Origin of the sequence: Pseudomonas sp. GW456-12-10-14-LB2, assembly GCF_002884345.1 — a bacterium.
GTDB classification, from domain to species: domain Bacteria; phylum Pseudomonadota; class Gammaproteobacteria; order Pseudomonadales; family Pseudomonadaceae; genus Aquipseudomonas; species Aquipseudomonas paraglycinae.
On sequence record NZ_POHV01000008.1, the window covers coordinates 119,767 to 143,894 of the forward strand.

General features: G+C 60.3%; 29 protein-coding genes. 13 read left to right on the forward strand and 16 right to left on the reverse strand.

What is annotated here, in order from left to right; all coding sequences use genetic code 11:
* Positions 1–2: 2 nt before the first annotated feature.
* Positions 3–2,108, forward strand: a complete 2,106-nt coding sequence (locus tag C1X29_RS07500) for a TonB-dependent siderophore receptor (protein WP_102686874.1) — start codon at positions 3–5, stop codon at positions 2,106–2,108.
* Between the two features lie 12 nt (positions 2,109–2,120).
* Complete coding sequence (locus tag C1X29_RS07505) at positions 2,121–2,840, forward strand: DUF4198 domain-containing protein (RefSeq protein WP_102686873.1); 720 nt, start codon at positions 2,121–2,123, stop codon at positions 2,838–2,840.
* A 48-nt stretch (positions 2,841–2,888) separates the two neighbouring features.
* Here the strand turns inward: C1X29_RS07505 and hisC are convergent, their stop codons facing one another.
* The 10 genes from hisC to C1X29_RS07555 form a co-directional block, all read right to left on the reverse strand.
* Positions 2,889–3,941: a histidinol-phosphate transaminase gene (gene hisC / locus C1X29_RS07510; protein ID WP_085746936.1), complete on the reverse strand. Its 1,053-nt coding sequence runs from the start codon at positions 3,939–3,941 to the stop codon at positions 2,889–2,891.
* A 2-nt stretch (positions 3,942–3,943) separates the two neighbouring features.
* Positions 3,944–5,269 (reverse strand): histidinol dehydrogenase, encoded by a 1,326-nt coding sequence (gene hisD / locus C1X29_RS07515; protein ID WP_007953552.1) that lies wholly within the window; start codon positions 5,267–5,269, stop codon positions 3,944–3,946.
* Positions 5,270–5,394: 125 nt separating this feature from the next.
* Positions 5,395–6,030, reverse strand: a complete 636-nt coding sequence (gene hisG / locus C1X29_RS07520) for an ATP phosphoribosyltransferase (RefSeq protein ID WP_007953554.1) — start codon at positions 6,028–6,030, stop codon at positions 5,395–5,397.
* A 127-nt stretch (positions 6,031–6,157) separates the two neighbouring features.
* Positions 6,158–7,423, reverse strand: coding sequence for a UDP-N-acetylglucosamine 1-carboxyvinyltransferase (gene murA / locus C1X29_RS07525; protein ID WP_085746933.1), 1,266 nt, complete (start codon positions 7,421–7,423; stop codon positions 6,158–6,160).
* Positions 7,424–7,445: 22 nt separating this feature from the next.
* Positions 7,446–7,685 (reverse strand): BolA family protein, encoded by a 240-nt coding sequence (locus C1X29_RS07530; RefSeq protein WP_039769303.1) that lies wholly within the window; start codon positions 7,683–7,685, stop codon positions 7,446–7,448.
* 115 nt (positions 7,686–7,800) lie between these two features.
* A complete protein-coding gene (locus tag C1X29_RS07535; RefSeq protein WP_085698468.1) occupies positions 7,801–8,106 on the reverse strand; it encodes a lipid asymmetry maintenance protein MlaB in 306 nt (101 codons plus the stop codon).
* Positions 8,103–8,753 carry a phospholipid-binding protein MlaC gene (locus C1X29_RS07540; RefSeq protein WP_085608079.1) on the reverse strand — a complete coding sequence of 217 codons (651 nt, stop codon included), beginning with the start codon at positions 8,751–8,753 and terminating at the stop codon, positions 8,103–8,105. Before C1X29_RS07540 ends, C1X29_RS07535 begins: the two co-directional genes overlap by 4 nt.
* Positions 8,754–8,764: 11 nt before the next feature.
* Positions 8,765–9,232 (reverse strand): outer membrane lipid asymmetry maintenance protein MlaD, encoded by a 468-nt coding sequence (gene mlaD, locus C1X29_RS07545; protein ID WP_007953559.1) that lies wholly within the window; start codon positions 9,230–9,232, stop codon positions 8,765–8,767.
* Positions 9,232–10,029: a lipid asymmetry maintenance ABC transporter permease subunit MlaE gene (gene mlaE, locus C1X29_RS07550; RefSeq protein WP_007953561.1), complete on the reverse strand. Its 798-nt coding sequence runs from the start codon at positions 10,027–10,029 to the stop codon at positions 9,232–9,234. Before mlaE ends, mlaD begins: the two co-directional genes overlap by 1 nt.
* The gene (locus C1X29_RS07555) at positions 10,029–10,841 is read right to left on the reverse strand and encodes an ATP-binding cassette domain-containing protein (RefSeq protein WP_085746930.1); all 813 of its coding nucleotides are present in this window, start codon (positions 10,839–10,841) and stop codon (positions 10,029–10,031) included. The genes mlaE and C1X29_RS07555 overlap by 1 nt, the downstream gene beginning before the upstream one ends.
* Before the next feature lie 276 nt (positions 10,842–11,117).
* Here C1X29_RS07555 and C1X29_RS07560 point away from each other — a divergent pair, with 276 nt between their 5' ends.
* From C1X29_RS07560 to C1X29_RS07605, 10 genes are all read left to right on the forward strand, one after another.
* Entirely contained in the window at positions 11,118–12,092 is a 975-nt protein-coding gene (locus C1X29_RS07560) for a KpsF/GutQ family sugar-phosphate isomerase (protein ID WP_064593399.1), read from the forward strand.
* Positions 12,093–12,617: an HAD family hydrolase gene (locus C1X29_RS07565; RefSeq protein WP_102717157.1), complete on the forward strand. Its 525-nt coding sequence runs from the start codon at positions 12,093–12,095 to the stop codon at positions 12,615–12,617.
* An 8-nt stretch (positions 12,618–12,625) separates the two neighbouring features.
* Positions 12,626–13,198: an LPS export ABC transporter periplasmic protein LptC gene (gene lptC, locus C1X29_RS07570; protein WP_007953568.1), complete on the forward strand. Its 573-nt coding sequence runs from the start codon at positions 12,626–12,628 to the stop codon at positions 13,196–13,198.
* Positions 13,185–13,730, forward strand: coding sequence for a lipopolysaccharide transport periplasmic protein LptA (gene lptA, locus C1X29_RS07575; protein WP_074691817.1), 546 nt, complete (start codon positions 13,185–13,187; stop codon positions 13,728–13,730). The genes lptC and lptA overlap by 14 nt, the downstream gene beginning before the upstream one ends.
* Positions 13,730–14,455 carry an LPS export ABC transporter ATP-binding protein gene (gene lptB / locus C1X29_RS07580; protein ID WP_007953572.1) on the forward strand — a complete coding sequence of 242 codons (726 nt, stop codon included), beginning with the start codon at positions 13,730–13,732 and terminating at the stop codon, positions 14,453–14,455. The genes lptA and lptB overlap by 1 nt, the downstream gene beginning before the upstream one ends.
* Positions 14,456–14,641: 186 nt before the next feature.
* Complete coding sequence (locus tag C1X29_RS07585) at positions 14,642–16,135, forward strand: RNA polymerase factor sigma-54 (protein WP_085746929.1); 1,494 nt, start codon at positions 14,642–14,644, stop codon at positions 16,133–16,135.
* Positions 16,136–16,208: 73 nt separating this feature from the next.
* On the forward strand, positions 16,209–16,517 hold the full coding sequence (raiA, locus tag C1X29_RS07590; protein WP_011332471.1) for a ribosome-associated translation inhibitor RaiA: 309 nt from the start codon (positions 16,209–16,211) through the stop codon (positions 16,515–16,517).
* A gap of 11 nt (positions 16,518–16,528) precedes the next feature.
* Positions 16,529–16,993, forward strand: coding sequence for a PTS IIA-like nitrogen regulatory protein PtsN (gene ptsN / locus C1X29_RS07595; protein WP_007953580.1), 465 nt, complete (start codon positions 16,529–16,531; stop codon positions 16,991–16,993).
* A 2-nt stretch (positions 16,994–16,995) separates the two neighbouring features.
* Positions 16,996–17,853 carry an RNase adapter RapZ gene (rapZ, locus tag C1X29_RS07600; protein WP_085746928.1) on the forward strand — a complete coding sequence of 286 codons (858 nt, stop codon included), beginning with the start codon at positions 16,996–16,998 and terminating at the stop codon, positions 17,851–17,853.
* A 15-nt stretch (positions 17,854–17,868) separates the two neighbouring features.
* Positions 17,869–18,144 (forward strand): HPr family phosphocarrier protein, encoded by a 276-nt coding sequence (locus C1X29_RS07605; protein ID WP_085711786.1) that lies wholly within the window; start codon positions 17,869–17,871, stop codon positions 18,142–18,144.
* 37 nt (positions 18,145–18,181) lie between these two features.
* Here C1X29_RS07605 and C1X29_RS07610 read toward each other — a convergent pair whose 3' ends face one another.
* From C1X29_RS07610 to pmbA, 6 genes are all read right to left on the reverse strand, one after another.
* Complete coding sequence (locus C1X29_RS07610) at positions 18,182–19,075, reverse strand: ZIP family metal transporter (RefSeq protein ID WP_102717158.1); 894 nt, start codon at positions 19,073–19,075, stop codon at positions 18,182–18,184.
* Between the two features lie 30 nt (positions 19,076–19,105).
* Positions 19,106–19,717, reverse strand: a complete 612-nt coding sequence (locus C1X29_RS07615; protein ID WP_102686870.1) for a superoxide dismutase — start codon at positions 19,715–19,717, stop codon at positions 19,106–19,108.
* 1 nt (position 19,718) lies between these two features.
* Entirely contained in the window at positions 19,719–20,159 is a 441-nt protein-coding gene (locus tag C1X29_RS07620) for a hypothetical protein (protein WP_085711789.1), read from the reverse strand.
* A 27-nt stretch (positions 20,160–20,186) separates the two neighbouring features.
* Positions 20,187–21,563 (reverse strand): lyase family protein, encoded by a 1,377-nt coding sequence (locus C1X29_RS07625; RefSeq protein ID WP_102717159.1) that lies wholly within the window; start codon positions 21,561–21,563, stop codon positions 20,187–20,189.
* On the reverse strand, positions 21,544–21,951 hold the full coding sequence (locus C1X29_RS07630; RefSeq protein WP_085711791.1) for a FagA protein: 408 nt from the start codon (positions 21,949–21,951) through the stop codon (positions 21,544–21,546). The genes C1X29_RS07625 and C1X29_RS07630 overlap by 20 nt, the downstream gene beginning before the upstream one ends.
* A gap of 162 nt (positions 21,952–22,113) precedes the next feature.
* Positions 22,114–23,466: a metalloprotease PmbA gene (gene pmbA, locus C1X29_RS07635; RefSeq protein WP_170844891.1), complete on the reverse strand. Its 1,353-nt coding sequence runs from the start codon at positions 23,464–23,466 to the stop codon at positions 22,114–22,116.
* Between the two features lie 102 nt (positions 23,467–23,568).
* Here pmbA and yjgA point away from each other — a divergent pair, with 102 nt between their 5' ends.
* A complete protein-coding gene (gene yjgA, locus C1X29_RS07640; protein WP_007953598.1) occupies positions 23,569–24,093 on the forward strand; it encodes a ribosome biogenesis factor YjgA in 525 nt (174 codons plus the stop codon).
* Positions 24,094–24,128 lie beyond the last annotated feature (35 nt).

The window sequence follows — 24,128 nt, forward strand, 5'->3', positions numbered from 1 at the left end:
ACATGTCATCTCGAAAAAAGGCCTCCCTCCTCGGCCTTACCCTTGGCCTGCTGGGCGACCCTGCGTTTGCCGATGAACCGCAAACGCTTGAACTCGACGCCATCAGCGTCATCTCCGATTACGAATCCCCTGCCGGCCCGGTCAAAGGCTATCGCGCTACCCGCTCATCCAGCGCCACCAAAACCGACACCGCGATCCGCGATATTCCGCAGGCCATCAGCGTGGTGCCCGCCAGCGTGCTCAAGGATCTGGGCAGCACCAGCGTAGAACGCGCGCTGGATTTCGCCGGTGGCGTGTCGAAGCAAAACAACTTCGGTGGCCTGACGCTTTACGAATACAGCGTGCGCGGCTTCACCACCTCTGAGTTTTACCAGGACGGCTTCAGCGCCAACCGTGGTTATCCGAGCACACCGGACGCCGCCAACATCGAGCGCATCGAAGTGCTAAAAGGACCGGCCGCCAGCCTGTATGGCCGAGGTGATCCGGGTGGCACGGTAAACATCGTCACCAAAAAACCGCAGCCCGAGCCCTTCACCACCCTGCAAACCAGCGCTGGCAGTTGGGATCGCTATCGCACCGCGCTGGACGTCAACACGCCGCTGGATGATCAGGGTGATGTGCTGTCGCGGATCAACCTCGCAGTCGAGGACAACAACAGTTTTCGCGACCACGTCGACAGTAAACGTGTATTCGTTGCCCCCTCTTTCAGTTGGCAGTTGAACCCGGACACCAGCCTGCTGGTGGAGAGCGAATTCGTGCGTCATAGCTCGACCTTCGACCGCGGCATCGTTGCGCCAAACAATAAATGGAGCGGCGTCTCGCGCTCGACATTCCTGGGTGAGCCGAACGACGGCAACATCGACAACCACAACAACAGACTGCAAGCCACACTTGAGCACCACCTCAACGATGCCTGGAAACTGCGCCTGGCCAGCCATTACAAGGAAGGCAAACTCTGGGGTTTCGCCTCCGAAAACCGTCCCTTGAATGCCGATGGCCACACCGTCAACCGCCGCTATCGCGAACGCGATACCAACTGGCACGACAGCATCACCCAACTGGAACTGCGCGGTCTGTTCGACCTCGGCACCTGGCAGCACGAACTGCTGATCGGCAGCGAGTACGAGAACTTCCGCAAGAACGAGCGCGTCACCACCATCGCCGGCGGGCCTTACGCCATCGATATCTATAACCCGGTGTACGGCCAGCCCAAACCCAACGGCGCACGCTCTGGTACAGACTTCTTCGAACACGTCGAAAGCCATGCGCTGAACCTGCAGGATCAAATCGTCTTCAGCGAAAAACTGCGCGGGATGATCGGGGCGCGATTCGAGCACTTCGAGCAAACCATCGATGACCACAGCCGCAACACCACCAGCCGCCAGACCCACGACGCGCTCACCCAACGTGCCGGCCTGCTCTATCAACTGACACCGGACACCGGCCTGTTCGCCAACGCCTCGACCTCATTCAAACCGAACAACGGCCTCGATGCGGCTGGCAAATCCTTCGATCCGGAAGAAGGCGTGGGTTACGAAATCGGGATCAAGAACGAGCTGTTCGACGAACGTTTAAGCAGCACCCTCGCCTTCTTCCATATCGACAAGGAAAACGTCCTCGCCCTCGACCCGGGCACCGATACCAGCCGCGCCATGGGCAAGGCCCGCAGCCGGGGTTTCGATCTGCAGGTCACCGGGCAAGTCACCGACGCCGTCAGGGTGATCGGCGCCTTCGCCTGGATCGACGCCGAAGTGACCAAGGGGGATGCCGCGATCCCCGCCGGTAGCCGCATCCTCGGGGTCGCCAAACGCAGCGGCAGCGTGCTGGGTGTCTACGAGTTTCAGGACGGTCGCTTGCGCGGCTCGGATATCGGCGCGGCGTTCACTTACGTCGGTGACCGCTCAGGTGAGTCCGGCAGCGATTTCGAGCTGCCGGCCTATCACACCGTCGACCTGCTGGCCCATTACAAGGCCAGCGACACCGTCACTCTCGGCCTGAACCTGAACAACCTGTTCGACGAAAAGTACTACGAGCGCTCGTACAGCAACTATTGGGTCAACCCCGGCGAGCCGCGCAATTTCACGGTCAGCCTGACATTCAACCTGTAAAAGGACGTCACCATGCATTACGGCAAACTCTTATTGATCATCTCTGCGCTGTTCGCTGGCCAAGCATCAGCGCATGGTCTGTGGACCGAACAACGACGCGGCAATATCGAAGTGATCTACGGCCACGGCGCAGAAGACAACGCTTTCAAAGCGCAGAAAATCAGCGGTGCATGGGCATATGACGTCAGCGGCAAGATGATCCCGGTCAACGTGCAACGCCTGACCGATCATGCGCGACTGCAACCGCTGAAACCGCCGGCGGTAATGGCCGTGGCCCTGAACAACGGCATGTGGTCGCAAACCGCCGACAAGAAATGGATCAATGAGGGACGCAGCAAGGTACCGGGCGCCATCGAGTCGACCGAGACCCTCAAGTACAGCCTGGCGATTTATCAGCCGGGAGCGAAGCTGCCCAAACTCAATCAGATCAAATTGCTGATTTTGCCGGAGGTCGATCCTCTGACCGTCGGCCCAGGGAAATCATTGCCGGTGCGGGTGTTGCTGGATGGCAAACCGGCAGCGGGCGTGAAGTTGATCGGTGACTACCGCAGCGCGCCGAATACCTTGAGCACTGAAACCGACAAGGACGGCCGCGCTCAGGTGCTGGTGCGTAACGAGGGATTGAATGTGATTGCGGCGCAGGTGGAGGTGCCGGTGAAGGACAATGCAGAGGTGAGCAGTCGGGGGTTATTCAGTTCGTTGACGTTCCTGGGCGAACCGCATCACGAATGAACCAACGCTGATCCCTGTGGGACGAAACCCACAGGGATCAGCGTCGTTTCAGAGTTCGCCCAGACCGTCGATCAACGCCTGATTCTGCTCCGGCGTGCCGATCGAGATCCGCAGGAACTGGGCAATCCGCTCCTGCTTGAAGTGGCGCACGATCACGCCCTGCTCACGCAGTTTGGCCGCCAGCCCCGCCGCATCGTGTTGCGGATGCCGGGCGAAGATGAAGTTCGCCGCTGACGGCAGCACTTCAAAGCCCTTGGCCTGCAACTGCGCAACCACCCACTCGCGACTCTCGATGACCAATGCGCAGGTCTTGTCGAAGTATTCGCGATCCTCGAACGCCGCCGCCGCACCGACATTCGCCATGCGATCGATCGGGTAGGAGTTGAAGCTGTTCTTGATCCGCTCCAGCGCCTCGATCAGGTCCGGATGGCCGACCGCCAGACCGACCCGCAGGCCCGCGAGCGAACGGGACTTGGACAGGGTCTGGGTCACCAGCAGGTTCGGATAGCGATCCACCAGGCTGATCGCGGTTTCGCCGCCGAAGTCGATGTAGGCCTCGTCGACCACCACCACCGAATCCGGGCTGGCCTTGAGGATCTGCTCGACCGCTTCCAGCGCCAGCAGGCAACCGGTAGGCGCGTTCGGGTTGGGGAAGATGATCCCGCCGTTCGGCTTGGCGTAGTTCGCCGGGTTGATCTGGAACTGCGCATCCAGCGGCACCGCGTCGAACTTGACGCCGTAAAGGCCGCAATAGACCGGATAGAAGCTGTAGCTGATGTCCGGGAACAGGATCGGCTGATCGTGCTGCAGCAGACCGTGGAAGATGTGCGCCAGCACTTCGTCCGAACCGTTGCCGAGGAACACTTGATTGCTCTGCACGCCGTAGTACTTGGCGACGGCGTTTTTCAGCAGATCGCTGTTCGGGTCCGGGTACAGACGCAGGTTGTCGTTGAGTTCGGTCTGCATCGCCGCCAGGGCTTTTGGCGACGGGCCGTACGGGTTTTCGTTGGTGTTGAGTTTGACCAGACGGGTCAGCTTCGGCTGCTCGCCCGGCACATACGGCACCAGATCCTTGACGAACGGGCTCCAGAATTTGCTCATGTTCAGTTCCCCTTCACTTCGTCTTTGATGCGGTATTCGGCGCTGCGCGCGTGGGCGCTCAGCGATTCGCCACGGGCCAGGATCGATGCGGTCTTGCCGAGTTCCGAAGCACCGGCCTCGGAGCAGAAGATGATCGAAGAACGCTTCTGGAAGTCATACACGCCCAGCGGCGAGGAGAAACGCGCGGTGCCGGAGGTCGGCAACACGTGGTTCGGACCTGCGCAGTAGTCGCCCAGCGCTTCGGAGGTGTGGCGGCCCATGAAGATCGCGCCGGCGTGGCGGATCTGCGGCAGCCAGGCCTGCGGGTCTGCGACCGACAGTTCAAGGTGTTCCGGCGCGATGCGGTTGGCAACTTCGATGGCCTGGGCCATGTCGCGCACGTGAATCAGGGCACCACGGCCGTTGATCGAGGTTTCGATGATGGTCGCGCGATCCATGGTCGGCAGCAGTTTGTCGATGCTGGCGGCGACCTTGTCGAGGAACTCTGCGTCCGGGCTGACCAGAATCGCCTGGGCGTCTTCGTCGTGCTCGGCCTGGGAGAACAGGTCCATGGCGATCCAGTCCGGATCGGTCTGGCCGTCGCACACCACGAGGATTTCCGACGGGCCGGCGATCATGTCGATGCCGACCTGACCGAATACGTGACGCTTGGCCGTGGCGACGTAGATATTGCCCGGGCCGACGACCTTGTCCACCTGCGGCACGCTTTCGGTGCCATAGGCCAATGCGGCAACGGCTTGCGCGCCACCGATGGTGAACACCCGGTCGACGCCGGCGATGCACGCCGCCGCCAGCACCAGCTCGTTGACCTCACCGCGCGGGGTCGGCACCACCATGACCACTTCGGTCACGCCGGCGACCTTGGCCGGAATCGCGTTCATCAACACCGACGACGGGTACGACGCCTTGCCGCCCGGCACGTACAGACCGGCGCGATCCAGTGGCGTGACTTTCTGGCCCAGCACCGTGCCGTCGGCTTCGGTGTAGCTCCAGGAGTCCTGCTTCTGTTTTTCGTGATAGCTGCGCACGCGGGCGGCGGCTTTTTCCAGCGCTTCGCGTTGCGGGACAGTGATGCGGGTCAGGGCCAGTTCCAGACGCTCGCGCGGCAGGATCAGGTCCGCCATCGAAGCGACTTCGAGGCCGTCGAATTTCTGGGTGAACTCGACCAGTGCCGCGTCACCGCGCTCGCGTACAGCCTTGATGATGTCCAGCACCCGCTGATTGACCGAGTCGTCAGACACACTTTCCCAGCTCAGCAGATGATCCAGATGATGCGCGAAATCCGGGTCAGCAGCGTTGAGTCGGCGAATTGCAGTCGGTGCGGTCATAGCGAGAGCCTCATAGGAATGGCAAAAACTCAGGCGCCCTAACTTAGCAGTCGTTTCCGCTTGGGCACCTGAGATTCTGGCTATGAGGCGGATAGACGGGCGCGACTTAACGTCGCGCAGGTACATCAGCCGCGGTGTCGAGACTCCACTGCCTTGCGCAGGGTGTCGATCAACGCCTGGATTCGGGCGTGTTGCATTTTCATCGAAGCTTTATTGACCACCAGACGAGAGCTGATCGTGGCGATCAGTTCCTGAGGTTCCAGGCCATTGGCACGCAGGGTGTTGCCGGTGTCGACCACGTCGATGATCTTGTCGGCCAGACCGATCAGCGGTGCCAGTTCCATCGAGCCGTACAGCTTGATGATGTCGACCTGACGACCCTGCTCGGCGTAGTAACGCTTGGCGACGTTGACGAATTTGGTGGCGACGCGCAGGCGGCCCTTGGGCTCGACCGCACCGACCTTGCCGGCGGTCATCAGCTTGCACTGGGCAATCTGCAGATCCAGCGGCTCGTACAGGCCTTGGCCGGTGTATTCCATCAGCACGTCTTTACCGGCAACGCCGAGGTCGGCCGCGCCATGCTCGACATAGGTCGGCACGTCGGTGGCACGCACGATCAACAGGCGAACGTCTTCCTGGGTCGTGGGGATGATCAGCTTGCGGCTCTTGTCCGGATTCTCGGTCGGCACGATGCCCGCTTCGGCGAGAAGCGGCAGGGTGTCGTCAAGGATGCGGCCCTTGGACAGTGCGATGGTCAACATGGGAAACGTCAGTCCTTATCAAGGTACTCATGTCCGGTCGCAATCGGCGCCGGACATACATCGAGGGCGTTACCACCCCCGATCAAAACGAATTCAACGGACACTTCCCTGTGTCCAGATGCAGCGACTAGCCCGGAACGCGACGGATCTTGGCGCCCAGCATCTGCAGTTTTTCCTCGATGCACTCGTAACCACGGTCGATGTGGTAGATGCGGTCGATCAGGGTATCGCCTTCGGCCATCAGGGCCGAAATTACCAGGCTGGCCGAAGCACGCAGGTCGGTAGCCATGACCGGCGCGCCCTTGAGAATTTCAGTGCCGGTGACGATGGCCGTGTTGCCTTCGACCTGGATCTTGGCGCCCATGCGATGCAATTCGTACACGTGCATGAAACGGTTTTCGAAGATCGTCTCGATGACCGCACCGGTGCCTTCGGCAATGGCGTTGAGCGAGATGAACTGCGCCTGCATGTCGGTCGGGAACGCCGGGTACGGCGCGGTGCGCACGTTGACCGCTTTCGGACGCTTGCCGTGCATGTTCAGCTCGATCCAGTCTTCGCCGCTGGTGATTTCGGCGCCGGCTTCACGCAGCTTTTCCAGAACCGCTTCGAGAATGGTTGGATCGGTGTCCTTGACCTTCACGCGACCACCGGTGACTGCAGCGGCTACCAGATAGGTGCCGGTCTCGATACGGTCAGGCATGACTTTGTAGAAAGTCGAACCCAGACGCTCGACGCCGTCGATGGTGATGGTGTCGGTGCCGGCACCGGATACCTTGGCGCCCATGGCGTTCAGGAAGTTCGCCAGGTCGACCACTTCAGGTTCGCGAGCGGCGTTCTGCAGTACGCTGCGGCCCTTGGCCAGAGCAGCAGCCATCATGATGTTTTCGGTACCGGTCACGCTGACGGTATCGAAGAAGAAGTGCGCGCCGCGCAGGCCGCCTTCAGGGGCCTTGGCCTTGATGTAGCCGCCTTCGACGTCGATGACCGCGCCCATGGCTTCCAGACCTCGGATGTGCAGGTCGACCGGACGCGAGCCGATGGCGCAGCCACCAGGCAGTGCGACTTCGGCTTCACCAAAACGTGCGACCATCGGGCCCAGCACCAGGATCGAGGCACGCATGGTTTTCACCAGTTCGTACGGAGCGATCAGGGTCTTGATGGTGCGCGGGTCGATTTCGACGCTGAGCTTTTCGTCGATCACAGGCTCGATGCCCATGCGACCGAACAGCTCGATCATGGTGGTGATGTCGTGCAGGTGCGGCAGGTTGCCAACGGTAACCGGGCCATCGCACAGCAGGGTGGCGGCCAGGATTGGCAGGGCGGAGTTCTTCGCCCCGGAGATGCGGATCTCGCCATCAAGACGAGCGCCACCGGTAATAATCAATTTATCCATAAGAATCTCGACGCCCTAGGGCTCAGGTGCGCTCGGCCCAGGCCGCGCTGCTGAAAAATTTCATAGTGACCGCGTGGATGCTGCCATCGGCGATCCAAGGGTTCAAATGGGCATAGATGCTTTGCTGACGCTTGACCGGGCTCAACGCCGCCAGTTCATCACTAATCACGTTCAGCTGGAAGTTGCAGCCTTCGCCTTCAACTTCCACCAGCGTTCCTGGCAGCTTTCCTTCAAGGAAGCTCTTCACTTCTACGGCCTGCATGCTCAACCTCAATCGGCGCCCTGTGCGCACGGGTCGGACATCATACAAAAAAGCCCCGCGCCTGCGAACCCCGCTGCGCAGGACTCTGACGGGGGGCTTCTCTATTGATGCGGGTTCAGGGTTGCGCCAACAGCTCGGTCAGTTCGCTGACCTGAGCAATTTCACGCATGTCTTCGGGCATCCCGCGGATGCTGACCGCCTTGCCGGCGGCCTTGGCATCGCGAATGAAGCACAGCAGCAGCGACAGACCGACGCTGCTGGACTTCTCCACCGCCGAGCAATCGATCACCAATGCCGGGGCATTGCACGACTTGATCAGCGCCCTGCCCTGCTCGCGCAGGTCAGGGGCGGTGCGATAATCCAGCACGCCGCTGAGCTGCAGCTCACTGGCTTCGTCCAGACGAATGGCCGACTCGGTCATTGCGCAGGCTTCTCGTTCTGCTCGGCCGACTGCTTGGCCTTGGCGACTTCACCGGCCCAGCCGTTGATGGTCTTGTCCAGGTCGTTGCCGTTGCGCTGCATCGCGTCGGCGAACTGGTCACGGAACAGTTTCCCGATGTTGATGCCGTTGATGATCACGTTACGCAGTTTCCACTCGCCGTTGATCTTCTCGAGGGTGTACGACACCGGATAAATCGCGCCGTTGTTGCCCTTGACGGTCATGCCGACGCTGGTGCGATCGCCCGACTCATCCTTTGGCGCATCGACGGTGATGCCCTGGTTGTTGTACTCGAGCAAGGCGTTGCCGTAGAACTGGAACAGGCCGCGCTTGAAGTTTTCCTCGAAGGTCTTCATCTGCGCCGGGGTTGCCTTGCGCGAATACTTGACCGTCATGATGCTCTTGGAAATGCCCTCGGCATCCACGACCGGCCCGACGATGGTGTTCAAAGCGGTGTAGAAGTCCTGCGGATCCTGCTTGTACTTCTCTTTATTGGCCGACAGATCGGCGAGCATCCGGTTCGTGGTGTCCTGAACCAGATCGTGCGCCGATTGTGCCGCCACGGCGTTAGCCACCAGCGGCAGTGCCGCAAGCAACACCAACAGGCCACGTCGCAAGGTAGAGATCATTCAAAAGCTCCTCATTTGGCGTCTTTGCTAACGGTATTGAGCAGGAATTTACCGATCAGGTCTTCCAGTACCAGAGACGACTGCGTGTCGTGGATGGTTCCACCATCCTTCAGGCGGGTGTCTTCCCCGCCCACGCTGATACCGATGTATTTCTCGCCCAGCAGACCCGCTGTCAGGATAGATGCTGTGGAGTCGGTCGGCAGATTGTCGACGCTTTTATCCACTTGCAGGGTCACCCGACCGGTGAAGCTGTCGCGGTCCAGATCGATCGCGGTGACCTTGCCGATGGTCACACCCGCCATGGTCACTTTGGCTCTGACCGTCAGACCGGCGATATTGTCGAAATACGCGTAAAGCTTGTAGGTATCGGTGGTCGAAGTCGGAGACAGGCCACTGACCCGCAGGGCGAGCAGCAACAAGGCCAGGATCCCTGCCAGCAGGAACAGGCCGACACCGATTTCCAGGGTGCGGTTTTGCATCAGAAATCTCCAAACATCAAAGCGGTCAGAATAAAGTCCAGGCCGAGTACTGCCAGCGAGGCGTAAACCACAGTCTTGGTGGTGGCACGACTGATCCCCTCGGAAGTGGGTTCGCAGTCATAGCCTTGAAATACGGCGATCCAGGTGACGACAAAAGCGAATACTGCACTTTTGATGATGCCGTTGAGCACATCGTCACCGAAGCTCACGCTGTTCTGCATGTTCGACCAGTAGGAACCTTCGTAGACGCCCAGCCAGTCGACGGCGACCCACGAACCGCCCCAGATGCCGACCACGCTGAAGATCATCGCCAGCACCGGCAGGGAAATGAAGCCGGCCCACAGACGCGGAGCGATGATGTACTTGAGCGGGTCGACCCCGATCATTTCCAGGCTGGACAACTGCTCGGTGGATTTCATGTTGCCGATTTCCGCCGTCAGCGCCGAACCGGCACGACCGGCGAACAACAGCGCGGTCACCACCGGCCCCAGTTCACGCAGCAGGGTCAGCGCCACCATCTGCCCGACAGCCTGCTCCGAGCCGTAGCTCGACAGGATGTTGAAGCCCTGCAGCGCCAGCACCATGCCGATGAAAATCCCGGACACCACGATGATCACCAGCGACATCACACCGACGGAGTGCAGTTGCTTGACCAGCAGTCCAAAACCGCCACCGATGCCACCACGACCCAGCAAGGCATGAAACAGGAACAGGGTCGAACGCCCGAACACTGCGACGCTGTCGATTCCGGCGAGGCCGAAGCGACGTACACGCTCCATTAATGTAATTCTGCGCATCAGCGGCGCTTCCCCAGAAGATCTGCGCGGTAATCCGGCGCTGGAAAGTGATACGGCACCGGGCCGTCGGGTTCACCGGTCATGAACTGGCGGATACGCGGATCGTCCGAGTTCATCAGTTCGTCCGGCGTGCCCTGCCCCAATACCTGCCCATCACCGACCACATAGATGTAGTCGGCGATGCTCGCGGTTTCGGCGAGATCGTGGGACACCACGATGCTGGTGATCCCCAGGGCATCGTTGAGCAGACGGATCAGGCGAACCAGAACGCCCATGGCGATCGGATCCTGGCCGACGAACGGTTCGTCGTACATGAGAATCTGCGGATCGAGGGCAATGGCACGGGCCAGTGCGACACGGCGTTTCATGCCGCCGGATAGCTCGTCGGGCATCAGTTCGATCGCCCCGCGCAGTCCCACCGCCTGCAATTTGAGCAGCACGATGTCGCGGATCATCTCGTCCGGCAGGTCGGTATGAACACGAAGCGGGAAGGCGACGTTCTCGAACACATCGAGATCGGTGAACAGCGCACCGCTCTGAAACAGCACGCCCATGTGCTTGCGCGCATCGAACAGATCGCTGCGCGACAGCTTCGGCAGGTTCTGGCCGTTGACCCAGACCTCGCCTTTGGATGGCCGCAACTGCGCGCCCATCAGGCGCAGCAGCGTGGTCTTGCCACACCCGGAAGGCCCCATGATGCCGGTGACCTTGCCGCGCGGGATGCGGATATCGACGTTATTGAAAATGCTCCGCGCACCGCGCTTGAAGGAGACTCCCTTCAGCTCGACCGCGTAGGCGTTATCGGCACTCATCTAAACTCCTTGCGATGCAGCCTCTCACTCGGACGCCTGGCTTCCTGGAAGAAAGCCCCTACATCCCGGGCAGGCCGAACTGGCGGCGAACTATATCACTGCAAAGGGCAAGCGCCCAAGGCCTGCACCGGCCCGCATTCGGCGAGTTGTAGGGCTTCAGGCCTTATTTACAGAGTTTTGGTAACGAGGAATGACAAAGCACGACGAACTTGCGTGAGGCTTTTCAACATAACCGCTATAATCGCCGCCTTTTCATCGGGCTATACGATTTCTGACATGAGCCAAACCAGCGACCTGATTCAATCGGCACAACGCACCATCCGCCTCGAAGTGGAAGCCGTACAAGGCTTGTTGCCCCATATCGACGCCGATTTCGTACGCGCTTGCGAGATGATTCTGGCCAGCAAGGGCCGTGTTGTCGTGGTCGGTATGGGCAAGTCCGGGCACATCGGCAACAAGATTGCCGCGACCCTGGCCAGCACCGGCACCCCGGCGTTTTTCGTGCACCCGGCCGAGGCCAGCCACGGCGACATGGGCATGATCACTCGCGATGACGTGATTCTGGCCCTGTCGAACTCCGGCTCCACTAACGAAATCGTCACCCTGCTGCCACTGATCAAGCGCCTGGGCATCCAGCTGATCAGCGTCACCGGCAACCCGCAATCGCCGCTTGCCAAGGCTGCCGAGGTCAATCTCAACGTTCACGTCGAACACGAAGCCTGCCCGCTGAACCTCGCACCGACCTCCTCGACCACCGCTGCGCTGGTCATGGGCGACGCCCTGGCCGTGGCGCTGCTGGAAGCGCGCGGCTTCACTGCCGAAGATTTCGCCTTTTCCCACCCGGGCGGCGCACTGGGCCGACGCCTGCTGCTGAAAGTGGAAAATGTCATGCACGCCGGTCAGGAACTGCCGCAGGTACAGCGCGGCACCCTGCTCAAGGACGCGCTGATGGAAATGACCCGCAAGGGTCTGGGCATGACCGTCATTCTTGAAACGGACGGCAAACTGGCCGGGATCTTCACTGACGGCGACCTGCGCCGCACCCTGGATCGCAGCATTGATATCCATAGCGCCACCATCGACCAGGTAATGACCGTGCACGGCAAGACCGCCCGCGCCGAGATGCTCGCGGCCGAAGCCCTGAAAATCATGGAAGACCACCGAATCAACGCGCTGGTTGTCGTAGATGAAGAGGATCGCCCGATCGGCGCCTTCAATCTCTCCGATCTGCTGCGCGCAGGAGTGATGTAAATGAGCACCGATCTGCTGCAACGCGGCAAAGCCATCAAACTGGCGGTTTTCGACGTCGACGGTGTCCTCACCGACGGTCGCCTGTACTTCCTTGAAGACGGCAGCGAGTTCAAGACTTTCAATACACTCGATGGCCAGGGCATCAAGATGCTGATGAATGCTGGTGTACAGACCGCCATCATCAGTGGTCGCAAGACCCCGGTGGTCGAACGCCGGGCAAAAAACCTGGGGATCCCGCACCTGTTTCAGGGCCGCGAAGACAAACTGGTCGTGCTCGACGGTCTTCTGGAGCAACTGGGCCTAAGCTATGAGCAAGTGGCTTACCTCGGTGACGACCTGCCGGACCTGCCGGTGATCCGCCGTGTAGGGCTGGGCATGGCCGTGGCCAACGCCGCCCCCTTTGTGCGCGAGCACGCCCATGGCGTCACCCAGACCCGTGGCGGCGAAGGTGCCGCCCGCGAATTCTGCGAACTGATCCTGCGCGCCCAAGGCAGCCTCGACGCCGCCAACAACGCGTACCTGTGAGTCCAACCATGTTTAGCAAAAAGTTTCGCAACATCCTGCTGTTCGGTTGCATCGCAGCGATATTCGGTGCGGTCGGCTACTGGAACATCAGCCCGGAACGCTTCCTCGACAAACCGCCGGTTTCGGCAGAGGAAAGCCCGATCGACTGGTATGCGACCAATACCCACACGATCCAGTACCTCGAAGACGGCAAAGTGCAGTACGAAATGACGTCCGACAAGGCTGAGCACGTCAAGGCGACCGACATTACACTGGTCACCAAGCCTGATCTGAACATGTTCCGTGGCACCGATTTCCCATGGCACGTGACCAGTGAACGCGGTGAAGTGAACTCCGGTGGCACCGAGGTCGAGCTGATCGACTCGGTACGCGTCAAGCGCACCGACGAAAAGAACCGCGACACCCTGATCACCTCCACTCGCATGACGGTGTTCCCGCAGCAGCAATATGCGCAGACCCAGCAACCCGTTAGAATCGACGGCGCTGGCGGTGTATCGACTGGCGTAGGAATGAAAGCGTATTTGAAGGAAAGCAGGATACACCTGCTATCGAACGTAAGAGGACAGTATGAGGCTCGTTAAAACCCTCCCTATTTTGCTCAGTCTGGGCGCAGCACTGGGAAGCGTGAGCGCCTGGGCTCTGCCGAACGATCAAGAGCAGCCAATCCGTATTCAGGCCGACGATGCCCAGCTGGACGACAAGAACGGCGTTGCTACCTATAAAGGTGACGTGATCATCACTCAGGGTTCGATGATCGTCAAAGGCAACACCGTGACCATCACCCGCACCCAGACCGGCGATATCGACGTCGTGACCTCGGTGGGCAACCTTGCCTACTTCGAGCAGTTGCAGACGGCGGGCGACACCAAGCCTGTACAGGGCTGGGGCGTGACCATTCAGTACCACGCCGCGCAAAACCGCGTTGTGCTGATCGACAAGGCGAAAGTCGTCGACAAGGACAACAACACCACTCAGGGCGAGAAAATCGTCTATGACACGGTGAAAAAGCTGGCCAGCGCTGGTCGTGCCACCGGCAACAAGGTCACCGAAGCGCGTCCGCGCATTGACATGGTGATCCAGCCGAAGAAGAAAACCGACGAGAAAACCCAGTAATGGCAACTCTGAAAGCTCAGCACCTGGCCAAGGCCTATAAAAGCCGCCAGGTCGTGCGCGACGTCAGCCTGTCGATCGACAGCGGTCAGATCGTCGGCCTGCTCGGCCCGAATGGCGCCGGCAAGACCACCTGCTTCTACATGATCGTCGGTCTGGTCCAGGCCGATCAGGGTCGCGTACTGATCGACGATCTGGACGTCAGCCACCAGCCGATGCACGGTCGCGCCAAGGCCGGTATCGGCTATCTGCCGCAAGAAGCGTCGATCTTCCGCAAACTGTCGGTAGCCGACAACATCATGGCCATCCTTGAGACCCGTCAGGAGCTCGACAAGGCCGGTCGTCGCAAGGAGTTGGAAAGCCTGCTGCAGGAATTCCACATCAGCCACATCCGCGACAACCTCGGCATGAGCCTGTCCGGTGGTGAGCGCCGCCGGGTGGAAATCGCCCGTGCACTGGCCACGGCACCGAAATTCATCCTGCTCGACGAACCGTTCGCCGGTGTCGACCCGATCTCGGTCGGCGACATCAAGCAGATCATCCACCACCTCAAGGCCAAGGGCATCGGTGTACTGATCACCGACCACAACGTCCGTGAGACGCTGGATATCTGCGAAACCGCCTACATCGTCAACGATGGCCAGTTGATCGCCGAAGGCGACTCCGCGACCATCCTCGCCAACGATCTGGTGAAGGAAGTCTACCTGGGCCACGAGTTCCGCCTGTAAGCTCGACGGTATTCGACCAGCCGTCCGGGTGCTGTAACGTTGAAGCGCTTTTTTATACGCTTTTATTGTTACAGCGCTCTAGGCAAACACGACAGTTTCAGGCATATAATTTGCTTAAGTTTGGCGCTCCGGCGCCCTGTAGTGGATGGCGCATAGCGCCGGCGAATAAGGTGTTAAGCCCCTGCCATGAAACCATCGCTAGTCTTGAGAATGGGCCAGCAGCTGACGATGACACCGCAGCTGCAACAGGCCATCCGCCTGCTCCAATTGTCGACCCTGGATCTGCAACAGGAAATCCAGGAGGCTCTGGAATCCAATCCGATGCTCGAACGCCAGGAAGACGGCGACGACTTCGACAACTCCGATCCCATGGCCGACAACGCCGAACAGAAGCCCAACACCGAGATCCAGGAACCTTCTTATCAGGAGACCGCGCCGACAGTCGACAACCTCGAAGACGGCGAATGGAACGAGCGAATCCCCAACGAACTGCCCGTGGACACCGCCTGGGAAGACGTCTACCAGACCAGCGCAAGCAGCCTGCCGAGCAGCGACGATGACGAGTGGGACTTCACCACCCGCACCTCCGCCGGCGAGAGCCTGCAAAGCCACCTGCTATGGCAGTTGAACCTCGCACCGATGTCCGACACCGATCGCCTGATCGCCGTCACCCTGATCGATTGCATCAACAATCAGGGCTACCTGGACGAAACCCTCGAAGAAATTCTCGAAGCCTTCGATCCCGAGCTCGACATCGAGCTGGACGAGATCGAAGCCGTCCTGCACCGCATCCAGCAATTCGAGCCGGCAGGCATCGGCGCACGCAACCTGGGCGAATGCCTGCTGCTGCAATTGCGCCAGCTGTCGGCCAAGACCCCTTGGCTGGCCGAGGCCAAACGTCTGGTCACCGATTACATTGACCTGCTCGGCAGCCGCGACTACAGCCAGCTGATGCGGCGCATGAAGCTCAAGGAAGATGAACTGCGCCAGGTCATCGAACTGGTGCAGAGCCTCAATCCGCGCCCAGGCTCGCAGATCGAATCCACCGAAGCCGAGTACGTGGTGCCTGACGTCATCGTGCGCAAGGACAACGAGCGCTGGCTGGTCGAGCTGAACCAGGAATCGGTACCGCGCCTGCGGGTCAACGCCCAATACGCCGGTTTCGTGCGCCGTGCCGACACCAGCGCCGACAATACCTTCATGCGCAATCAGTTGCAGGAAGCTCGCTGGTTCATCAAGAGCCTGCAGAGCCGCAACGAAACCCTGATGAAAGTAGCCACCCAGATCGTCGAGCATCAGCGCGGCTTTCTGGAGTACGGCGACGAAGCCATGAAGCCGCTGGTCCTGCACGACATTGCAGAGGCGGTTGGCATGCACGAGTCGACGATTTCCCGGGTGACCACGCAGAAATTCATGCATACCCCACGGGGCATATATGAACTGAAATACTTTTTCTCCAGCCATGTGAGCACCTCAGAAGGCGGTGAATGCTCGTCCACGGCGATCCGCGCGATCATCAAGAAACTGGTTGCCGCGGAAAATCAGAAAAAGCCGTTGAGTGACAGCAAGATCGCTGGTTTACTGGAGGCACAAGGCATTCAGGTGGCTCGCCGCACCGTCGCCAAGTACCGCGAATCCCTCGGGATCGCGCCTTCGAGCGAACGCAAGCGGTTGATGTAAGCCACGTTACAGCGTTCCAGTGGCAGGCTCTTCGGCCTGCCGCTTTATGCACTGGCAACGAAGGAGAAGCTGTATGCAAGTCAACATCAGTGGACACCAACTGGAAGTTACCCAGCCTCTGCGCGAGTACATCGAGCTCAAGCTCAAGAAGCTCGAAGGGCATTTCGACAAGATCACCAACGTACAGGTCACGATGTGCGTCGAAAAGCTGAAGCAGAAAATCGAAGCCACGCTGCATATTCCCGGCAACGAGGTCGTCGCAAATGCGGAACATACCGATATGTACGCTGCGATCGACGCGTTGACCGACAAGCTTGATAAACAACTCAAAAAGCATAAGGAAAAGACCCAGAGCCTGCTTCAGGGCGCTACCGGTCGATAACCCCCACCCCCATGATCCGACTTGAAAGTATCCTGACCCCCGGCCGTTCCCTGGTGAACGTGCCGGGCGGCAGTAAAAAGAAAGCCCTCGAACAAATTGCCAACCTGATCGCCCGGGAAGTTCCGGATCTGGAGATGCAAGATGTCTTCGAGGCATTGATTGCCCGTGAAAAACTGGGTTCCACCGGTTTTGGCAACGGCATCGCCATTCCTCACTGCCGCCTCAAGGGCTGCGAAGCGCCGATCAGTGCGCTGATGCACCTTGATGCCCCTATCGATTTCGACGCTATCGACGGCGCGCCTGTGGACCTGTTGTTCGTCCTGCTGGTGCCGGAAGCCGCCACCGATGCGCACCTGGAGCTGTTACGCCAGATCGCCAGCATGCTCGACCGCAAGGACGTGCGCGACAGACTGCGCAGCGCGCCAAGCAACGAAGCCTTGTACCAGGTTGTACTGGAAGAACAGAACAGGCCGTAACCATGCGCTTGATCATTGTCAGTGGCCGTTCCGGCTCGGGTAAAAGTACCGCCCTGGATGTCCTTGAGGACAACGGCTACTACTGCATTGACAACCTGCCAGCCGGCTTGTTGCCAGACCTCGCCGAGCGCGCGCTGGTTCATACCGAAATGCTCCAGCCACAGGTGGCGGTCTCGATCGACGCCCGCAACCTGCCGAGCCATCTGTCACGCTTTCCAGAGTTGCTCGAGGAAGTGCGCAGCCGGCACATCCAGTGTGATGTCCTGTACCTGGACGCCGATGACGAAACGTTGCTCAAACGTTTTTCGGAAACCCGTCGTCGCCACCCGCTCAGCAATGCCAATCGCTCGCTGGCCGAAGCCATCAACGACGAAACCGCGCTGCTGGGCCCGATCGCCGATCTGGCCGACCTGAAGGTCAATACCACCAATCTGAACCTCTACCAGCTGCGCGATACCATCAAGCTGCGACTGTTGAACCAACCGGAGCCGGGGACTGCATTTCTGGTGGAGTCGTTCGGTTTCAAACGCGGCATGCCGGTGGATGCGGATCTGGTGTTCGATGTACGCTGCCTGCCCAATCCGTACTGGAAACCGGAATTACGCGCACAATCCGGGCTCGATGAGCCTGTGGCGGAATACCTGGCGGCGCAGCCGGAGGTCGAAGAGATGTTCCAGGACATCTATGCGTACCTGTTCAAATGGCTGCCGCGCTTCGCTGCGAGCAATCGCGCTTATGTGACCATTGCCATTGGCTGCACCGGCGGACACCACCGTTCCGTCTACCTGACCGAACGCCTGGGTCAGGCCCTGCAGAAAACCCTGAAGAACGTCCAGGTTCGCCACCGCGACCTCAGCTAAAGGATTCACACCGCGATGCCTGCTCTGGAAATCGAAATCATCAACAAGCTGGGCCTGCATGCCCGGGCGTCGGCAAAGTTCGTTGGCGTGGCGGGTCAATATCCCGACTGCACGATCAGAGTGGGCCGCACCCCGGAAACCACGGTTGATGGCAAAAGCATCATGGCGATGATGATGCTCGCCGCCGGCAAGGGCACCAAAATCCACCTGAGTACTGAGGGTCATCAGGAACAGGAAGCCATGGATGCGCTGGTCGCGCTGATCAACAACTACTTCGACGAAGGCGGTTGAAAGCCTTTAGTGTCGAGGGAGGGAGCAAGCCTCCCTCTCATCCCAACGCCGTATCCATCACCATCATCAGGCAGAACCCGATCAACAATCCCAGGCTCGCCAGCTTGTCGTGACCATTGCGCCGCGACTCCGGGATCACTTCGTGAGTCACCACCAACAGCATTGCCCCGGCCGCCAGCGCCAGTCCCAGGGGTAATAACAGTTCCGCCAGGCTGACCAGCCATGCACACAGCAGTGCAAACACCGGCTCGACCAGGCCCGATGCCGCCCCGATCAGAAACGCCTTGACCCGCGACATCCCGGCTCCGGCCAACACCAGCGCAATGACCAGTCCTTCCGGCACATCCTGCAAGGCGATGCCCATCGCCAGGCTGTCAGCATCCGGCATGCCACCGCCAGCGGAAACACCGACGGCCATGCCTTCCGGGATGTTATGGGCAATGATGGCAAACACGAACAACCAGATACGTGGCGGAATCACCGGATGCTCGACAGTGCCGATGAGCATTTCCGGCGAAGCGCCGGACACCTTGCGATCAACCAGATACAGGCCGAATGCTCCGAGCATGATGCCGAAGCAGATCAGACCGCTGGCACCCCACGGGCTCAGACCCAGACTTTCGGCGGCAGCGATTCCCGGGACGATCAACGAAAACGCGGTCGCTGCCAGCATCACGCCGGCGCCAAAACCCAGCAGCGTATCGCCCAGCGCCTGGGGCATGTTGCGGATCACCAGCACCGGAACCGCGCCGAGTGCGGTGCCGAGGGCGCAGATCGCGCCGCCCTGCAATGCCCGCGACAACTTCGGTTCCAGATTCAGCCATTCCAGTCCGTGGGCGACCAGCAAGGTCATGCCCGCCAACAGCAACAGCGAACCGATTGCGTAACGAAACATACGCCCACTTCCGATCGCCAGTGTTTCAGTGCCCATAGTCACCCTTGGATTGTTTTTATAGGAGACTTAAACCAGCGCGGCCTGATAGCGCGCAGCGACTTCCGGCCAGTTGATCACGTTGTAGAACGCGCTGATGTATTCCGGCCGACGGTTCTGATAACGCAGATAGTAGGCGTGCTCCCACACGTCGAGGCCGAGTATCGGCGTGTTGCCGTTCATCAGCGGGCTGTCCTGGTTACCGCTGCTTTCCACCACCAGTTTCTTTTCCGGGTTGACGCTGAGCCACGCCCAGCCACTGCCGAAGCGGGTCAGCGCGGCTTTGGTGAAGGCTTCCTTGAAGCTGTCGAGGCCGCCCAGTTGCTCATCGATCGCCTTGGCCAGCGCACCGTCAGGTTTGCCACCGCCGTTGGGCACCATCACTTCCCAGAACAGCGAATGGTTGGCATGACCGCCGCCCTGGTTGATCACCGCCGCACGAAGCTTTTCCGGCAGTTGCTGGACGCTGGCGACCAGCTTCTCCACCGGCCAGTCCGCGAATTCGGTGCCCTCGACCGCAGCGTTCAGATTGTTGATATAAGTCTGATGATGCTTGGTGTAGTGGATCTCCATGGTTTGCGCATCGATGTGCGGTTCCAGTGCGTCGTAGGCGTAAGGCAAGACTGGCAGGGTAAAAGCCATTTCAGTGGACTCCATGGTGATGTTGGGCAGGCACGCGGCGCGCATTGCCGGTATCCGGGTGCAGCAAGCGTTGGGTGCGCGGGTATTCGCCGTGTTCGCTGATGAAATTGAGCAGCTCGACGTAGGTCTTGCTGCTCTGGCGAAGGGCCGCTTCACGCAGCGCCGGGCGCAGGCGCTCGTCCTGCATGGTCTGCAACAGTCGTTGATGGATCGCGCACAGGTACTCGGCGCTCTCCTCCGGCTGGTTCAGGCGCAGATGCAGGTCGGCCAGGTTGTGATGAGAAATGACGCAGGCCGCCACCGCTTCGTCGGCATCGGCCCAGCGCTCGAACAACACCTGTGCCAAAGCCAGGGCTTGCAGGTAAGCCTCGCGGGCATCGATCAGCTCGCCCAGCATGAAGCAGCGATTGGCCCGTTCGATCGTGCGTTTCCAGTGCTCCATGGTGAACCTCCAAAGCGGTTGCGGTGCTTACACGCCGCCGGCGGTGAGTTTCTCGGGATTGAGCAACTCTTCCAGCTGGCTGCGCGACAGGTCGGTGTGCTCCAGCGCGACATCAATCACCGGACGACCTTGTTTGTAGGCCTGCTTGGCGATCTCGGCAGCCTTCTGGTAACCGATGATCGGGTTGAGCGCGGTCACCAGAATAGGGTTGCGCGACAGCGCTTCCTTGAGGCGCGACTCGTTGACCTTGAAGCTGGCGATGGCCTTGTCGCCCAGCAGACGGCTGGAATTGGCCAGCAACTCGATGCTGCTCAGCAGGTTCTGGGCGATGATCGGCAGCATCACGTTCAATTCGAAATTGCCCGACTGACCGGCGATGGTGATCACCGAATCGTTGCCGATCACTTGCGCGGCCACCATGGCGGTGGCTTCCGGAATCACCGGATTGACCTTGCCCGGCATGATCGAGGAACCCGGCTGCAGCCCTTCCAGTTCGATTTCACCGAGACCGGCGAGCGGGCCGGAGTTCATCCAGCGCAGGTCGTTGGCGATTTTCATCAGCGACACGGCGGTGGCCTTGAGCTGGCCCGACACGGCCACGGCAGTGTCTTGCGAGCCGATCAGAGCGAACAGATCCTTGCCCGGTGTGAACTGGACGTTGGTCAACTGGCTCAATTGGCGGCTGAAGCGCGCAGCAAATTCTGGATGCGCGTTGATCCCGGTACCGACCGCCGTGCCGCCCTGGGCCAAGGATTGCAGGCTTGGCAGCAAATCCTGCAGGTGACCGATATTGGCCTTGAGTTGCTGCGCCCAACCGTTGAGCACCTGACTCATGCGCACCGGCATGGCGTCCATCAAGTGGGTGCGGCCGGTCTTGACGTGGTGATGCACCTGCTCGGCCTTGCGCTCGATCACTTGCACCAGATGCAGCAACGCCGGCAACAGTTGTTCGTGCAGGGCCAACGCCGCGCTGACGTGGATGGTGGTCGGAATGATGTCGTTGCTGCTCTGCCCGCAGTTGACGTGGTCGTTGGCGTTCACCGGCTCTTCGAGCAGGCGGCTGGCCAGGGTGGCGATCACTTCGTTGGCGTTCATGTTGGAACTGGTGCCGGAGCCGGTCTGGAAGATATCCACCGGGAAATGCTGCATGAAGTCGTCTTCCAGCAGACCTTGTGCGGCATCGCTGATGGCTTTGCCTTGCGCGGCGCTGAGCTGGTTAAGTTCGACGTTGGCGCGTGCGGCAGCCGCTTTCGCCAGAATCAGGGCGCGGATGAACTGGGTCGGCATCGGTTTGCCGCTGATCGGGAAGTTATCCACTGCGCGCTGGGTCTGCGCGCCGTAGAGAGCGTCCACCGGCACCTGCAGTTCGCCCATGCTGTCGCGCTCAATACGTGTCTTGGTCATCTGAAAATCCTTGCACCAGTTCAATAAGAGGAATCGAGGGTTGCAACTCGCAGGTGGCGAGCTGCCAGGTGTAGCTTTGCCAGCGTTTGAGCCGGCATTTGCACAGTGACAGGCGCTCCATTTCACGCAGCGGGCGCCAGGCTTGATCGAGGCAGAGGCTGCGCCAGTGCCACGGCAACGCGATGTCGGTGGCCGTGTCGAGCAGCAGACGGAAAGAGGTTTCGGCGACCGTCCAGGGCGAGGTCGCCGTGCAGCAGGCCAGATACCGGCCTTCAGCCAGGTAGTGTTCGATCAGGCGCGGTTCGTCGGGATCCATCGCGCAACGGATCTGGCGACTCATCCAGCGCCAGCTTTCGAGGTACGGCTGCTCGTGCAAGGCAGAACTCATGATTCTGGGCTCATCCGATAATGAGATTTATTATTAGATGATAATGAGAACCAAAACAAGAGTGGCTTTTTTGCTGCCCTGATCAACCCGAAAAGTTTGCGGACACAAAAAAGGCGCGCCACCCAATCGGATGACACGCCTTTTTTTGTACCTGCCTGGGGCTTAGCTGCCCGCGACAGTCATCTTCTCGATCAACACCGAACCAGTGCGAATGTTGCTGCGCAGTTCCAGATCGTTACCCACCGCGACGATCTGCTTGAACATGTCACGCATGTTGCCGGCGATGGTCACTTCCTGCACCGCGAACTGGATTTCACCGTTCTCGACCCAGAAACCCGCCGCACCGCGCGAGTAATCACCAGTCACCATGTTCAGGCCATGGCCCATCAGTTCGGTGACCAGCAGTCCACGCCCCATGCGCCGCAGCAAGGCAGCCTGGTCTTCATCGCCATGGGTGACGAACAGGTTGTGCACGCCGCCCGCGTTGGCGGTGCTCGGCATGCCCAGTTTGCGACCGGAATAGGTGCCAAGGATGTACGAGACCAACTCGCCTTTCTCGACGAACGGTTTGGCATAGGTCGCCAGGCCGTCACCATCGTAGGAAGCACTGCCCATGGCGCGCATCAGGTGCGGACGCTCGTCGATGGTCAGCCATTCCGGGAACAGCTTCTGCCCCAGGGTGCCTTCGAGGAAAGACGATTTACGGTACAGACTGCCGCCGGAAATCGCCGACAGGAAGCTGCCGAACAACCCACCCGCCAGTTCCGCCGAAAACAAAACCGGCACTTCGCAGGTCGGCACCGGACGCGCACCCAGACGGCTCGCTGCGCGCTGTGCCGCGCGCTGGCCAATGCTCACCGGATCCGCCAGCAAGCTGCCCTGACGGTTCACGTCATACCAGTAATCGCGCTGCATCTGGCCATCGGCTTCGGCAATCATCACGCAGCTCAGGCTGTGTCGGGTCGAAGCGTAACCACCGATGAAACCGTGGCTGTTGCCGTACACACGGCAGCCCTGATGGGTGCTCAACGTGGTGCCATCGGCATTCTTGATGCGTGCATCGGCGTCGAACGCGGCGGCTTCGCAGAGCAGTGCCTTCTCGATGGCCTGCTCCGGGGTGATGTCCCATTGGTGGAACAGGTCGAAATCCTGGATATCCCGGGCCATCAGCGCGGCATCGGCCAACCCCGAGGCTTCGTCTTCGGAAGTGTGCTTGGCAATCGCCAGCGCCGCAGCGACGGTTTCGCGAATCGCATCCGGCCCGGTGGCGGATGTACTGGCCGAGCCCTTGCGCTGGCCGACGTACAGCGTGATGCCAAAACCCTGATCGCGGTTGAACTCGACCGTTTCGACTTCACGTTGACGAACCGACGTCGACAGGCCCTGCTCCAGCGATACCGCTACTTCACAGGCACTGGCACCCTGACGCTTGGCTTCGGCGATGATCTGCTCGACCTGTTCCTGCAGTGCCGGCAATGCCTGTGGGCCGACGCTTTCAACTGCACTCATGCTCATCTCCACTCAAATTCTGCTTTCGGCTGGGGCCTTCGAGCGACCGGGCCGGACAAGCGCCCCCCGACTGGTTATCATGGCGGCGTTTCTTTGCGGACTGCCACCATGGTTGATTCTTACGACGACTCCCTCGATACGGGAGAAAAAAGCAAATCCCAGGTCAAACGCGAGCTGCATGCTCTGGTTGACCTTGGCGAGCGCCTTACAACGCTCAAGCCCGACTTGCAGGCAAAACTGCCATTGACCGACGCCCTGCGCCGGGCCCTGGCCGATGCGCCCAAGCACACCGCGAACATCGCGCGTAAACGGCACTTGCAGTTCATCGGCAAACTGATGCGCGATCAGGACACTGACGCGATTCTCACCTTGCTCGATCAACTCGATGCCTCTACCCGTCAGTACAACGAGCGTTTCCACAACCTCGAACGCTGGCGTGACCGCCTGATCGCCGGTGACGATGCCGTGCTGGAGAAATTCGTCGTCGATTACCCGGACGCCGACCGCCAGCAACTGCGTTCCCTGATCCGTCAGGCCCAGCACGAGGTTGCGCAAAACAAACCTCCTGCCTCGAGCCGCAAGATCTTCAAGTACATCCGTGAGCTGGACGAGACTCAACGCGGCCTGCGTTGATATTCGCCACCGGGTGGCCGCACCGCGCGCCACCC

Coding starts and splice junctions, on each gene's coding strand:
- hisD (WP_007953552.1), bottom strand. CDS start 5,269: ATGACCGCACCGACTGCAATTCGCCGACTCAACGCTGCTGACCCGGAT.
- mlaD (WP_007953559.1), bottom strand. CDS start 9,232: ATGCAAAACCGCACCCTGGAAATCGGTGTCGGCCTGTTCCTGCTGGCA.
- C1X29_RS07530 (WP_039769303.1), bottom strand. CDS start 7,685: ATGCAGGCCGTAGAAGTGAAGAGCTTCCTTGAAGGAAAGCTGCCAGGA.
- pmbA (WP_170844891.1), bottom strand. CDS start 23,466: ATGAGCATGAGTGCAGTTGAAAGCGTCGGCCCACAGGCATTGCCGGCA.
- ptsN (WP_007953580.1), top strand. CDS start 16,529: ATGATCCGACTTGAAAGTATCCTGACCCCCGGCCGTTCCCTGGTGAAC.
- murA (WP_085746933.1), bottom strand. CDS start 7,423: ATGGATAAATTGATTATTACCGGTGGCGCTCGTCTTGATGGCGAGATC.
- C1X29_RS07620 (WP_085711789.1), bottom strand. CDS start 20,159: ATGGAGCACTGGAAACGCACGATCGAACGGGCCAATCGCTGCTTCATG.
- mlaE (WP_007953561.1), bottom strand. CDS start 10,029: ATGCGCAGAATTACATTAATGGAGCGTGTACGTCGCTTCGGCCTCGCC.
- raiA (WP_011332471.1), top strand. CDS start 16,209: ATGCAAGTCAACATCAGTGGACACCAACTGGAAGTTACCCAGCCTCTG.
- C1X29_RS07585 (WP_085746929.1), top strand. CDS start 14,642: ATGAAACCATCGCTAGTCTTGAGAATGGGCCAGCAGCTGACGATGACA.
- hisC (WP_085746936.1), bottom strand. CDS start 3,941: ATGAGCAAATTCTGGAGCCCGTTCGTCAAGGATCTGGTGCCGTATGTG.
- C1X29_RS07610 (WP_102717158.1), bottom strand. CDS start 19,075: ATGGGCACTGAAACACTGGCGATCGGAAGTGGGCGTATGTTTCGTTAC.
- lptC (WP_007953568.1), top strand. CDS start 12,626: ATGTTTAGCAAAAAGTTTCGCAACATCCTGCTGTTCGGTTGCATCGCA.
- yjgA (WP_007953598.1), top strand. CDS start 23,569: ATGGTTGATTCTTACGACGACTCCCTCGATACGGGAGAAAAAAGCAAA.
- C1X29_RS07500 (WP_102686874.1), top strand. CDS start 3: ATGTCATCTCGAAAAAAGGCCTCCCTCCTCGGCCTTACCCTTGGCCTG.
- hisG (WP_007953554.1), bottom strand. CDS start 6,030: ATGTTGACCATCGCACTGTCCAAGGGCCGCATCCTTGACGACACCCTG.
- C1X29_RS07505 (WP_102686873.1), top strand. CDS start 2,121: ATGCATTACGGCAAACTCTTATTGATCATCTCTGCGCTGTTCGCTGGC.
- lptA (WP_074691817.1), top strand. CDS start 13,185: ATGAGGCTCGTTAAAACCCTCCCTATTTTGCTCAGTCTGGGCGCAGCA.
- C1X29_RS07630 (WP_085711791.1), bottom strand. CDS start 21,951: ATGAGTTCTGCCTTGCACGAGCAGCCGTACCTCGAAAGCTGGCGCTGG.
- C1X29_RS07565 (WP_102717157.1), top strand. CDS start 12,093: ATGAGCACCGATCTGCTGCAACGCGGCAAAGCCATCAAACTGGCGGTT.
- C1X29_RS07540 (WP_085608079.1), bottom strand. CDS start 8,753: ATGATCTCTACCTTGCGACGTGGCCTGTTGGTGTTGCTTGCGGCACTG.
- C1X29_RS07615 (WP_102686870.1), bottom strand. CDS start 19,717: ATGGCTTTTACCCTGCCAGTCTTGCCTTACGCCTACGACGCACTGGAA.
- C1X29_RS07560 (WP_064593399.1), top strand. CDS start 11,118: ATGAGCCAAACCAGCGACCTGATTCAATCGGCACAACGCACCATCCGC.
- C1X29_RS07605 (WP_085711786.1), top strand. CDS start 17,869: ATGCCTGCTCTGGAAATCGAAATCATCAACAAGCTGGGCCTGCATGCC.
- C1X29_RS07625 (WP_102717159.1), bottom strand. CDS start 21,563: ATGACCAAGACACGTATTGAGCGCGACAGCATGGGCGAACTGCAGGTG.
- rapZ (WP_085746928.1), top strand. CDS start 16,996: ATGCGCTTGATCATTGTCAGTGGCCGTTCCGGCTCGGGTAAAAGTACC.
- C1X29_RS07555 (WP_085746930.1), bottom strand. CDS start 10,841: ATGAGTGCCGATAACGCCTACGCGGTCGAGCTGAAGGGAGTCTCCTTC.
- lptB (WP_007953572.1), top strand. CDS start 13,730: ATGGCAACTCTGAAAGCTCAGCACCTGGCCAAGGCCTATAAAAGCCGC.
- C1X29_RS07535 (WP_085698468.1), bottom strand. CDS start 8,106: ATGACCGAGTCGGCCATTCGTCTGGACGAAGCCAGTGAGCTGCAGCTC.